The following is a 13,131-nucleotide window of genomic DNA, read 5'->3' on the forward strand; positions in this document are numbered from 1 at the left end:
CTCAACCCTATCTCAAATCGGGAAACGCGCCAGCGCGGCGTTTGAAATAGATGATCAACCGAGAGAACTCGCAGCAGTCCATTTTTTTTGAGGGAAAAAAACAACACACTCAGCAGCTTACACAGATCCAGGTCAACCACCTGTAATTTGTGACAGGTCCCAGAAATTTTCATTCGGGATATAAGGAATTCGAACCTGCAGCCGCCTGCCCGGACGGCCGAGGGAAAGTCACGCGCCCCCCTGCCGATGTGGAGCAGGACGATTGAGCGCAGCCCGCAATCATTGTCGATAGATGGGAGACACCGAATATGTACCGTGCCCAATCAGCGCAATTGCATTCATCACCGGCTCAGGCCCATTTTCAACATCAGGGTCCGGAGCAAACCACGACCATCAAACTGACCGCCAGGGAAAAGGAGGTGCTGCAGTGGAGTGCCGCCGGCAAGTCTTCCTGGGAAATCGGCATGATCTTCAACTGCACCGAGGCGGGTGTGAACTATCACTTTTCCAATATCCGCCGGAAATTTGGTGTGAGTTCTCGCGGCTGCGCCGTGGTCAAGGCGTTGGAATTGGGGTTGATTGAGTTGCCTTGAGTACGGCCCGAAGTGAATTCGGGTGGCGTCTTTAAAGAGGGTCTCTGAGCCCGTCAAGAGAAGTTCATGCTCGCCCAACAACGACGAGCATGAACGGGCTCAAATTTACTGTCCCCGTACTTTATAAGCAGCCCGATTAACGCTTTCCAGATCTTGCTTGTTTCGGCTTGGAGCTGCGGCCACTTTACTGGCTGTAGCTTCAAACATCGATGGTAAGTCTGATCCACTCCGCGCAGCGTTACTATTCACTGCCGACTGAAAAACCGACGGTCCGTTCGGCGTAACTGACCTATGGCTGTCAACAACACTTTCTTTCAGCCAAGGTTGCTTTAGCCCTTCTTTTAATCGATCCAAACCAGATGCCGGGTTTGCCAGTGAATCATCGAACTTTGACGCTCCGGCAACCTGAGAAACGCCACGGCCTGTCCTCGGTGCTTTGGGCTCAAAGCTGCGTTTTTCTACTCCATTCTTTAAATCTTCAAAAAAACCGCCTTTTATTCTCCCATTTTGAACTGTTCCCTTCGATCTTGAAGGCGCTGCACTGCTCGCTTTTTTATTGACATTAGGGACTTTAGGGGCCTTTGTCCTTGCTGTTCTGGTTGCTTGCTTTGCCACATCCTTCGCGGAACTCTTGGTAAACAAGGCCGCGAGCCTGCCCATCCACGACGGCATGGCCCAAGTCCCCGTCGGATCCACATAATTCATTGGGTCCCCTTCACAATATGCATAAGCATTAGGTCCACCTTTCTCAAATGGACTCTCAACGTCGGGAACAAAAAACTTCATCAACTTCGGACTATAAAATCGATAACCACTGCCCAGGGCATAACCACCGGTTTCCACTTCAAGCCATACTCCGTTATAGCCAAGTGCAGTGTCCATCAGCGCATCGCTCGCACGATGACCGTATACCGTGTAGGCGGCATTATTGCGTCCCGACTGGCTCGCCTCACTCAGCACAGTGTTGTTGTTGTCACCGGCCAGCATCAAGACTTTGGGACACCACCTGCCTGGAGCTCAGCGAGCGCAGTGTTGTCACCCCACATGAACGTACGGCTGTCAGCCCCCTTGACCTGGTTGGCCAACTGATCACCTTGATAAAAACGCTGCGCCTGTCCGCTGCCGTCGTCATTGCCAGCGATATTATCCAGGGGGGTGTAGGTGTAGTTGGTGCTTTTCGACGCCCCTCCCGACGGTTCGCTGACGCTGATCAATCGGCCAAGGGCATCGTATTCGAGGGTGCGCTGCTCTTCATCCTGAATCAGGTGCCCGTCCAGGTTGTAACGTAGATTGATCACCGGTGGATAGTCCGCATGAGTGTTGGTGACCTTGCTCAGTTGCACCTTGTCCGGATTGTCGTAGAAATACCTCGCCCGATTGAATTTGTCGTCAAAATAGGTCATCACCAACGTGATGTTATCCAGCGGGTCAAATGTGAACACCTGTTTCTGGATGACCTTACCGTAGGGGTCAACAGGGGATTGGGGACCGATGCATTCATAGTTGGTCAATCGTCCCCGAAGGTCATACCCATAGGTCTCGTCACGCAGTACATCAGTACCCTCCATCAGGGTTCGCTGCGTCAAGCCATCGACATCGTTATACACCTGGCTCAACGTCTGCTTGACCCCATTGAGGTCGAAGCTGCGCAGGGTTTCCCGACCGAATTCATCGTATTGCAGGGTAATACCCACGCTTTGCCCACTGAGGCTGTCGCTGGTGTTGATCGATTTCGTCTGGCCGAGCGAGTCGTAGTCGAAGGTCGAGACCGTAGTACCCAGCTGGGTCTTTATCAAACGTCCCTGAGGGTCATAGTCGTAACCCTGTTCCTGGCCAAGAACATCGGTGTAGCTCAGCAAACGGCCAAGCCGGCTGTATCGATAATACATGGTGTGTTCACCGCCCGGCCCTTCCCGCTTTTCGCTTTTCAACTCACCGGTGCTGAAGTACTCGCGGGTGAGCTGTAACCCCAGCTCCTGACAAAACAGCAGACGCGCGTTTTTCTCATCGTATCTGTAATCGGCTTCGTCGTATTCGCCCTGAACGCCCAGGCGAGGTATTGGACAATCACGGCGCGCCAGTGGAACTTGCCACGCAAGCGCCAATCATCCCCATTGTGCCAGGCGAAACTGAACTCAAGTTCAAAGCCCGCTTCTATCAGACCGAACCCTCGACAGCGGTTCGCCCAGGCTTGGCCAAAGGTGCGCTGAGCTTCACTATCACCTACCAGTAAATGCGCTGAAAAAAAAAACGGGTTTGCCCTGGCAGGCAAACCCGTTAACGGAAGCGCCCATGACTCAAGCGATCAGTTTCGGTTGCAACATGGGGAAAGTCTTCCAGGTCAGCTTGTTATCGAAGCTGACTTTGACCTTCACATCAATCCCGACGTTAAGTTTGAAACGCTGCAGATTGACTTTGGATATTCGCCCGACAGGGATGACCTGGGCGACTTGCCGAACCGGAGATTCCGTGAGGACGGGAATCACCAGTTTTTCATTGCTGGCATCGATTCCTTCTACCGTGACGGTTATGAACTGATCGGTGGCCATGAAAGTCCACCTTTCGAGAGTGAAGTCGGCGAAACCTGTCGTGAGACTGGCCAGGCTCAGGTTTCCGCCCGACACCTTCTCGCACTGAACGGTAGGAAGTCCGGTCAACTCCTCGACCCGCAAAGTGTAAAGTTGCGACTTAAGTGGCTCTTCGCTGTCCGGCCGCTCGAACACTTCATATCTCACCGGCAGGCTCTTGCCCATATGCTGGGCAATGTTGGTGTTCGGGATCTTGCACTCTCGCGGCTCTGTCGCAACCGGCACTTCGGTTCGGAACTCGCCGACCGTGCCCCGCGCCGCCCATTGCACGAACACCCGCTCGCCCGCATAAAAGATCGCCCCGGACGGGATGATTACCGTGGCACCAGCAACCAAATCGCCTGGTTTCACCACGCCGCTGTTTGCACCGCCGCTGGCCTCCTTGACCTTTGACGGTAGAAAGGTCCGCGGGATCGGCATGGCATCAACGTCCAGTTCAACAACGTCGGAACTCAAGCTTTTGTTGCCTGCGCGGTCCTGTACCTCATACCTCACATACCGATGGCCTTTGCCCTTGTCCCGCAGGAACTGACCTTCAATCGTGATGACAACGGGCTCGGCGTAGTTTCTTTCGTCAAGCTCGATGAATCCACCCTGATTCGTCGTGCCTGGCGTTGTCCCATAAAACCAGGTGATGCGGTCCCAGGGCTTGGGTGTCGTATAGGCAGGAAGGTTGACCTTCACCTGGTCGCCGTTTTGCTCAAGATAGCGGGCGTCGAGTTTGTTGGGGGGGAGAACGGCTGGAGGGAAAATCAGTTTGCTGGACGTGGCGAGGACGGGTGCTGTTTTATCGATGGTGATGGTCACAGGTGCCGATGGCTGTGGCGTCGAACCATTCCAGGGTTTGAGCAGGTAATACAAGGTATGAATCCCTTCCTCCAATCGAGAGGGAGGAACATCCAGCCAGAGATCAGGAGGGGGATTCGGATAGTTGCTCCCGTCATATCGTTTTTCCGCGACGGGATTAGCCTCGTCACCATTCCAGATAAGCTGGACGACATCGGCGTACATTGGCAATGACGAGGGATCTTCCCACCAATCAAACACGATGCGCAGTGGAAACTGCCACGCCCCCACAGGTAACAGATTCTCTTCACCGCCCGGCATTGGAGGAACGATTCCGACAACTGTAGGAGCAGGAAGGTTTTGAGGCTTATCGGAAGGGGCGGAATGCTTGGGCATGATGATTCCCTCATTCAGTGGTGCGCCGGGACATTCCCTTTCAGGGGGTCTACGGCAGGTTTGTTAAAAACTGCATCGTCATGTTTTTACCTGTGTCACAGGCCGCTAAAAGGCCGGTGTTAAAGTCAGAAGAACCGGGGAAGGCATTCCCTCCCCCGCCGTCCCTTTCGGTGTGTTCACCAGCTATAGCGCGCACCGATGTTGAAACCCAACGGCTGTTCAATCTTGTCGCCCTTGCTGTATTCAACATCAGCATGCAGCGAAACCCGGTCGGTCAGGGTCAGCGCAATCCCGGCACCCAACTCGCCACGGGAGCCGGACAGATCATTGTTGAACGCATTGTTGTTGACCTTGACCTCGTTGCTCCTGGCAAACTCGTGCATGTAAGCGGCACGGAGGTAGGGCTGAATCACTTTGCCCTCACCCAGTATGAAGTTGCGTCCGGCGGTCGCTCCGACCTCGGCCAGCAATGAACCTGTGTGATCGGCTTCGGCTGTCAGACCGTTGTCCAGGGCATAACTTTTGCCTTGAACGATCACGCCCGACAGTTGGGTGTACGGCTCGACAAAATAGTCGTCGGCCAATTTGATATGCCGGCCGAACTCCAGGGAGGCACCGACAGCGTTGGTGTTGTAGTCACCCTTGGTTTTTTTACCGTCGCTGAGGCGCACGTCAGACGCGTTCTGGAAGTGGTTGAACTTCACTACCCCGTCGAAGTAGTAACCGTTGGCAGCCAACCAGGTGGTGTAAAGGCCGGCATAATAGCTGTCGACCGTACCGCGGGTGCCGTGGCTCAGATTCAGCTCGGATTGGCTGTAACCGGCCAGCAGGCCCACCAGCCACTCGTCCCCCACGGGCGTATCGGCGCCAAACGAAAAACCTTGCTGGCTTTGCTGGTAAGCCGCGCCGGAACCGGCATCGACATCGAACTTGTTGCCATAGGCGCGAACCCACCCACCGGCCTTACCGTGGTCCATCCGCACTTCGCCCATGCGGCTGCGCAATGTCGTGAGCTCGCCATTCCAGACCGTGGGGGTGGCATTGGACAACGCCATGACCGATGCCGCAGCAGGGCTGATGACCTTTGTTGCCGTATTCAGGTACCAGTCGTTATTGCCTTGTTTAAGCAGTTCATAGGAGTAAGCACCCAGGTCGACCGGACCATCACGCAACGAAAACTCTGCGTCACCCGCCGCGATATGAATCACCGGAATGGCACCGGCAGCCACGGGTTCAAACCCGCTGGCATCGATTTCAACGCTGTGATTGCCCGTCGCGGTTCCGGTGACGGTCAGGGTATCGATCTGCCCGAAATTGGTGTGCATTGAAAATGTACCGCCGGTGCCCGACAAGTTACCCACCGTCAGCTTGAAAAACTCTCCCCGATTGCCGAACTGCACAGCACCACCGTTCAGCTCCATGTTCGCGACGCTGCCGTCACCGACCATCACCCAGCGAGCGTCGCTGTTGATGGCCAACCGATTGACGTTTTCAAGCTGGCCGGTCAGGGTTGCGTGGTTTTGCAAGGTGATGTTCGCGGTTGCGCCGGAGCCCGCAACGACGTCACCCACCAGCAGGCTGTTATCAACCGTCAGATTGGCCGTCGATACGCCATCGACTTGCAGGATCCGCCCGTTACCACCCACCAGGGTGGAGCCGTTGTTCACTTCGATCGTGGCTGAAACGGGTGCCAGGCCAAAGTCATTGACGACAATCGCCGCACCGTTTTGCCCTTGCACAAGGGTGCTGTCGAGTACCAGGCGTCCGGGCGTGCCGACACTGCCACTGGGCACGAAAAGCACTCCATTGTCGCCGCCACGAATAGTACTGGCCGTTGCCGAGACCGAACCATTGGCAAGCTGAAGCCCCCGCCCGGTGGTTCCACTGGTGACCACGGATCGATTCAGGGTCAACTTGCTCAGGTCACCGGCTGTAATACCGGTATTTCCCCCTGAAATGAGACTGTCAGTCACTGTTGCCGTGGAGCCCACCGGGGCAGCAGCGGCGGAACCAAGAGAAAGCCCCTCCCTGTTCCCGATCACACTGCTGCCGGTGATCGTTGCATTGCTGTCGACCAACTCGACGCCGACGTTGCTGGTCACCGAGGTCACCGTCGAGGCATTCAGGGTCACGGAAGAATTGGATTCAGCCCGGATATTGTGAGTGGTCGCACCATTGGCCATCAGATGCGCCGCATTTCGCAACAAGTACGATTCGGCGGGCACGCTGCTGTCAATCTCCACCGGCAGGCCACCATCAATGATTCTTGCCAACGAATGAGTACTGGTCAGCAACAGGGGCAAGAGCGTCATCCACTTCAAGGAAGCCGAAAGAGGATGTAAGGCAAAGGTTCGTCTAGCGTTCATCAAGCACCACAAAAGTCATTGAGCTGGAGTTCGTCAGGGCTTATGCCTTGCCCTACAAACCGGGGCGGCAAAGTTATTCAGAACCCTCAGATGCGTCTGTAGGACTTTTCCGAAATCTGGCCACACTCAATGACCGGCAGCAGGAAAATGCGCTCTTCCTGCTGCCTGTTGTTAAATGGCTTCAAGGTCTGGGGATTTTGCAGTTCATGTTGCCCGCACCGCCGTCAGCTTCAAATACGGCAATGAACCTTTCAACCGTGGTGGATGGCACAGGAGTTCCGCGCACGGTGATTGTGTATTTCATCTTGCCTACCCCATAACTGTAATCGGGATACGTCGGTTTCAGGCATTTGTCATGGGGTACGAGCCAATCGAGACCGTTATCTTCCTCTTCCTGGGAAACAGTCAGCGTCTCGGTGTGGGTGGCTATTTCCGTACCACCGGGCTCATAAGTTTTCCACTCAAGCACTATCGCGGTATTTTTTTTCAGATAGGTCGATTTTGGAACGTGCATCACAATGCCCCATACCCCACCTTTCTCGCGCAGGAAGTTACAGTTGATCAAATTCGCCGGCTCGCCCGGTATTTCCGGGAATTGCGGATCAGGATGTTGGACGGTTTCAACGAGCACATCAATGTGGGCAGGACCTGATTGCTGCGGGTTCTTGAAGTCTGGATGCGTCAGGGTGTAATCAATCGGCAAGTTTTCCATGACTGGAAACTGTTTGATTTCGTCCCACGTCACGGTGAAGGGTATTTTTTCGTTTGGTTCTTCATTTCCATCGACGACATGAGGGGCTGCCAAGAGGGGAACGCCATTGTAGCGAGGCGTAAAGGTAACGCCGATCTCAGGGCCATCGTACAGTTCGATAAATACGGTTGCGTCTTCATCGATATCGTTCAGTGTCAATTCGGTACTGCTGCCACTAAAACTCAAGAATTCAATTAAATTCAGACTAATATCGATTGGCTCGGGGTCAGGGTCACCCGGCTTGGGAGTCGCGAAGTCCGTATTGATATTGACAGGACCCGGTGAATCAAAGGGGTAATCGCCTACCAGAATCTGGTAGTCGACATCGATGGCTTGTACATGCGTGGTCGAGTCAAAGTCGTACACGAGTGACATGATGGACCAGGGCACTTGAATTTCCAGTGGCCACTTATTGTGTGAGCCAACGGATGTGAGGGGAAGCTTCTGCCCCCCCCCACCAAATCTGTACGCCATGACTATCGTCCCATCCTGTGTACTCCTCGATATGGACCTTGGTTGGAAAAGCCGCGTCGGCCCGATCAATCAATGTCTCGGCGTCCTCGGCCAGAGGTACCGTGCAACGCTGCAAGCCACTGGGCAGAATACCCAGCGCAACCGGTACCGTAGCCGGAAGCGACCGTTCACCGGGGTTACCTGCCTTATCGCGCAGGACAGCCACAGCGTATTGGGTCTTGGAGCCATAACCCTTGATCACATCCTCAGGTATCAACACTTTGCGATCTGAAGGAAGCTGGGTGCTAAGCACGAGAAAATCGGTAATAGTCTCCGTCGGCAAAGGCGGCCTGGTCATCCAGTACACGTCAACCCATACATCATCCCTGTCAGCGTCGACAAAATCCGGGATGAAGCAATAGACCCCTCCGTCTCGCGCCAAAACAGCATCGGTGATCACGGGCTTTTCAACGATATCGATCATGGCCGTGAGCGGATTGACCCAGGGCGGCCCGGATCTATCGAGCAGCACCGGGGCCGTCAGTGATACTCGTTCGGTTGCGTTATTCCAGTTTTTTACGCGGTAACGAAATTCAAACGGCCCTTCGTGTTCACTGAATACCTCAACCGGGATACTCCTATCCAGTGGGAATGCGGAGTCGGGCAAATCGCCGGGCCAGGGAATATCTTCCGGGTCACCGAAGCCTCGCCATTGCTTTGAAGAGGGAAGCAGCCACTCCATCGTCAACACATTGACCGCCCCCGGAAAGGGTGCTCGTTCAGTCCACAATGGAATTTTGACTTTCAATGCGAAATCAAGCTTGCTGCTGTGTATCAATCCAGTGCCATCCATGGCATCAACGATCGTGGGTTTCACTAGATCGGCCCGGGGGAACCTTTGACGATAACGGTCCCGCACCTGCTCAGCAGTCAGTTTCTGGAATGAACTGGCCATGTTTGTCTCTCCAAATCCGTTTCAGTTCAGCCATGAACAGCGTCATGGCCTTCAAACTTCTCTGGCAGTTCAACCCATGGCTAAACACTGCTAAGCGCTTGTCGTTCTGCCCGGTCGCAAGACCTGGAAGAATTAAGCGCCGTTTTTTTTTAACGCGATACTGTCAAAGTTGACAGGTAGCCGGGTGAAGGCAGTGCGAACACCCACTTTGAAACCGCAGCAGAGTCAGGCTCTGCGCGCAGCCACCCGCCACACGCGGGCAATATCGCTCGCCCGCTCACGCAACAGGCGAGGCGCTTCGCTGCAGGCTTGCGCAAGAGTCATCGGCCCGCTCGCCAGGGCGAATGCGGCGTCGATGCCATGCTCATACAACGCCTGATACCCCTCGCCCAAGGTGCCGGCGATGACGATCACTGGAACACCCTGTTGCCGGGCAATCCGAGCGACGCCGAACGGAGTTTTCCCACGCAGGGTCTGGGCATCGAAACGCCCTTCGCCGGTGATGACCAGATCAGCGTTTTGCACGGCATCCGCCAGGCCGACCAACTCCGCCACCACCTCGACACCTGCCTTGAACTGCGCACCGAGAAACGCCTTGGCGGCAAATCCCAAGCCGCCAGCGGCACCGCTACCGGGCTCGTCGCGTACATCCTTGCTCAACACATTTGCGCAGTGATCGGCGAAGTGACCGAGGGCGTGGTCCAGCAGTTGAACCTGCTCGAGCGAGGCACCTTTTTGCGGGCCGAAAATCGCTGAAGCGCCGTGGGGACCGCAGAGGGGATTGTTCACATCGGCGGCGATGTCGAAACGCACCTCGGCCAGGCGTGGATCGATGTCGCTCAGATCAATGCGGAACAGCTGCGCAAGGGCAAGGCCGCCCGGTGCCAGGGGCTGGCCTTGGGCATCAAGCAGTTTCACGCCCAACGCTTGCATCGCCCCGGCACCGCCGTCATTGGTGGCACTGCCGCCGATGGCCAGAATGACTCGCTGTGCGCCTGCATCGAGAGCGGCGCGAATCAGTTCACCGGTGCCGAAAGTGCTGCTGATGCAGGCATCGCGCTGATCGACCTGCACCAATTGCAAGCCGCTGGCCTCGGCCATTTCAATGATCGCGGTGTGGCTGTCGGGCAACCAGCCCCAGGCGGCTTCGACCGTCGTACCCAGCGGCCCTTGCACCACGGCATGCCGAAGCTGACCATCGCACGCCGCCAGCACCGACTCCACCGTCCCTTCCCCGCCGTCAGCCATCGGGCATTTGATCAACTGTGCATCGGGCCAGACCTCGGCCCAGCCAAGGGCAATGGCATCGGCCACGCCCTGGGCACTCAGGCTGTCCTTGAACGAATCGGGGGCAATCACGATTTTCATGGGAATTCTCCAGTTCCAATGCCCCCATGCTGCCAGCCGGCAAGCACAATGACGCCGGTCCGCTGCACAAGCGGTCATGAGGATTATTGTTCATTTCCACAAAACCTTCTGCGCGCCCTTCCCCTGTAGGAGTTGCCGAAGGCTGCGATCTTTTGATCTTGATCTAAAGCAAAATCAAAAGATCGCAGCCTTCGGCAACTCCTACAGGGGGGATGTGTCGTCGGTCTGGGGGAGTAGCTGAACGCCGAGGTAAAGGGCGAGCATGCCATCGAGGCGCAGTGGGTCGACGCCGCTCAGCTCGGCGATCCGCTCCATCCGGTAGCGCAAGCTGTTGCGATGAATCCCCAGCGCTTCAGCGCAGGCCTGGCTCTGGCCGTCGTGGTCGCACCAACTGCGCAGGGTCGCCAACAGTTGGCCGTTGCTGTCCTTGGCGATGACTTTGCGCAACGGGTTGAGCAATTCATCAAGGGCGTCGTCGTTGCGATGACGCCAGAGCATCACCGGCAAGCGATAGCGGGTCAGTGTCAACAAGCGCGATTGCGGCAGCACATCGCGTCCGTAGGCCAGCAAGTCACCGACCCGACGATAACAGCGGCACAACCCCGTCAGCCCATCGGCCTGCCCGCCCACGGCGATGCGCAGAATGTTCCAGCCCAGGCCGTCGAGTTTTTCCAGCAGGCGGTCATGCTCGACGTTCTGGTTCGCCGGCCGGCACCACAGCAACGAGGACTTGGCCGAACTCACGCACCAACTGTCGGGATAGCGGCTGGTCAACCAGGCACTGAGCGCCTCGACGGTTTGCCCCGGCCCGTGCTCCAGGCCCAGTTCGAACAAGTACGGCACCCGGGTCATTTGCGGCTTCAACCCGAGCTGTTGCGCCTCGTCGATCAATCGCGGTGAACTCCCGGCGTCGCTGAGCAGCAACGCCAACAGGTCATCGCAACGCTGGCGCCGCCATTGCTGCTCGGCCTGTTGATTGCGCTGGCCCACCAGCATCTCGGCGGTCATCCGTACCAGTTCGGCGTAAGTGCGCAATTGTTCGGGTTCGCCGGTGATGCCCAGCACACCGATCAAGCGCTGGTCGAGCATCAATGGCAGGTTAATGCCCGGCTGCACGCCTTTGAGATGAACCGCGGTCTGCGCGTCGATCTCCACCACGCGCCCGTTGGCCAGCACCAGTTGCGCGCCTTCATGGCGGGTATTGACCCGCTCCGGTTCGCCGCTGCCGAGGATCAATCCCTGACTGTCCATGACGTTGACGTTGTACGGCAGGATGGCCATTGCCCGGTCGACGATGTCCTGGGCCAGGTCGTGATCGAGTTCGAACATAGCGGTGTTCCTTGAATTCGTGATGGGCTGATTGTTCGCCCGCACAGGGCTGGGTGGCAAACCCTGTGCGCCGGCACAAAGACAACGACCCGGGCGGTGGCCGAGACTCGCAGGGCGATCAACGTTACCCTTTGCATCGCAAAAAATCATAATAAAGAGAGAGCCGCCATGTCACAGAGCGCCGCCGCTACCCAGGCCATCGTTGACGAGAAAAACGCCGTCTACAAGCGCATCACCCTGCGTTTGATCCCCTTCATCTTCATCTGCTACCTGTTCAACTACCTCGACCGGGTCAACGTCGGCTTCGCCAAGTTGCAGATGCTCGACGCGCTGAAGTTCAGCGAAACGGTCTACGGCCTTGGCGCCGGAATCTTCTTCATCGGCTACGTGCTGTGCGGCGTGCCCAGCAACCTGGCCCTGACCAAATTTGGACCACGGCGCTGGATCGCGCTGATGATGATCACCTGGGGCACGCTGTCGACCTGCCTTCTGTTCGTCACCACGCCGACCGAGTTCTACACCTTGCGCCTGTTCACCGGCGCGGCCGAAGCCGGGTTCTTCCCGGGCGTGGTGCTCTACCTTTCGCAGTGGTTCCCGACCTTCCGCCGTGGCCGCATCATGGCGCTGTTCATGTCGGCGATCCCGGTATCGGGCCTGTTGGGCAGTCCGTTTTCCGGCTGGATCCTCAACCACTTCGCCGCTGGCCAAGGTGGCTTGGCGGGCTGGCAGTGGATGTTTTTGCTGCAAGGCATTCCGACCGTGATCCTCGGCGCCCTCGCCTACTTCCTGCTCAGCGACAGTTACGCCAACGCCAAGTGGCTCACGCCGTTCGAACGCTCGGTGCTGGAAGCCGACCACGCCGAGGACCTGGCCAACAAGCCGAAAACCACCAGCGATTCGCTGCTGGCGGTGTTCAAGAACCCGGCGATCTGGGCCTTCGGCCTGATCTACTTCTGTATCCAGAGCGGCGTTTACGCGATCAACTTCTGGCTGCCATCGATCATCAAGAACCTGGGCTTCAGCGATAATCTGGTGATCGGCTGGCTGAGTGCGATCCCCTATTTGTTGGCAGCGCTGTTCATGCTGATGGTCGGACGCTCGGCGGACCTGCGCAAGGAACGCCGCTGGCATTTGGTGGTGCCGATGCTGATGGGCGCGCTCGGTCTGTTGATCGCCGTGAATTTCGCCGCCAACCCGGCCATCGCCATCCTCGGCCTGACCATTGCCACCATGGGCGCCCTCACCGGCCTGCCGATGTTCTGGCCGGTGCCGACCGCAATGCTCAGCGCCGGCGCAGCCGCCGGTGGCCTGGCGCTGATCAACTCCATGGGGCAGATGGCCGGTTTCCTCAGCCCGTACCTGGTGGGTTGGGTCAAGGACACTAGCGGGTCGACCGATGCGGCGTTGTATGTACTGGCGGGGGTGATTGTCGGCGGGAGTCTGCTGGCGTTGCGCATGACGCGCACGCTGCGGGTGTAATACCAATCCCCTGTGGGAGCGAGCCTGCTCGCGAATACGGTATGAAATTCAACAAACAAGTTGACTG

At 57.0% G+C, this 13,131-nt stretch carries 10 protein-coding genes; 2 read left to right on the forward strand and 8 right to left on the reverse strand.

Features of this window, described 5'->3' with window-relative positions:
* Positions 1-308: 308 nt before the first annotated feature.
* On the forward strand, positions 309-593 hold the full coding sequence (locus AC07ZE_RS15770; protein ID WP_095194764.1) for a helix-turn-helix transcriptional regulator: 285 nt from the start codon (positions 309-311) through the stop codon (positions 591-593).
* 105 nt (positions 594-698) lie between these two features.
* Here the strand turns inward: AC07ZE_RS15770 and AC07ZE_RS15775 are convergent, their stop codons facing one another.
* From AC07ZE_RS15775 to AC07ZE_RS15810, 8 genes are all read right to left on the reverse strand, one after another.
* Entirely contained in the window at positions 699-1,580 is an 882-nt protein-coding gene (locus AC07ZE_RS15775; RefSeq protein ID WP_207265633.1) for an RHS repeat-associated core domain-containing protein, read from the reverse strand.
* A complete protein-coding gene (locus AC07ZE_RS15780; RefSeq protein ID WP_207265634.1) occupies positions 1,580-2,698 on the reverse strand; it encodes an RHS repeat domain-containing protein in 1,119 nt (372 codons plus the stop codon). Before AC07ZE_RS15780 ends, AC07ZE_RS15775 begins: the two co-directional genes overlap by 1 nt.
* A 192-nt stretch (positions 2,699-2,890) precedes the next feature.
* Entirely contained in the window at positions 2,891-4,363 is a 1,473-nt protein-coding gene (locus AC07ZE_RS15785) for a hypothetical protein (protein WP_207265635.1), read from the reverse strand.
* Between the two features lie 176 nt (positions 4,364-4,539).
* A complete protein-coding gene (locus tag AC07ZE_RS15790; RefSeq protein WP_207265636.1) occupies positions 4,540-6,729 on the reverse strand; it encodes an autotransporter outer membrane beta-barrel domain-containing protein in 2,190 nt (729 codons plus the stop codon).
* 181 nt (positions 6,730-6,910) lie between these two features.
* Complete coding sequence (locus AC07ZE_RS15795; RefSeq protein WP_207265637.1) at positions 6,911-7,870, reverse strand: hypothetical protein; 960 nt, start codon at positions 7,868-7,870, stop codon at positions 6,911-6,913.
* 19 nt (positions 7,871-7,889) lie between these two features.
* Entirely contained in the window at positions 7,890-8,888 is a 999-nt protein-coding gene (locus AC07ZE_RS15800) for a hypothetical protein (RefSeq protein ID WP_207265638.1), read from the reverse strand.
* A gap of 225 nt (positions 8,889-9,113) precedes the next feature.
* A complete protein-coding gene (locus AC07ZE_RS15805) occupies positions 9,114-10,256 on the reverse strand; it encodes a glycerate kinase (RefSeq protein ID WP_207265639.1) in 1,143 nt (380 codons plus the stop codon).
* Between the two features lie 201 nt (positions 10,257-10,457).
* On the reverse strand, positions 10,458-11,585 hold the full coding sequence (locus AC07ZE_RS15810; protein ID WP_207265640.1) for a sugar diacid recognition domain-containing protein: 1,128 nt from the start codon (positions 11,583-11,585) through the stop codon (positions 10,458-10,460).
* A 168-nt stretch (positions 11,586-11,753) separates the two neighbouring features.
* On the opposite strand from AC07ZE_RS15810, the gene AC07ZE_RS15815 reads away from it, so the two are divergent.
* The gene (locus AC07ZE_RS15815) at positions 11,754-13,064 is read left to right on the forward strand and encodes an MFS transporter (protein ID WP_207265641.1); all 1,311 of its coding nucleotides are present in this window, start codon (positions 11,754-11,756) and stop codon (positions 13,062-13,064) included.
* Positions 13,065-13,131 lie beyond the last annotated feature (67 nt).

Source organism: Pseudomonas sp. GW101-3H06, assembly GCF_059424605.1.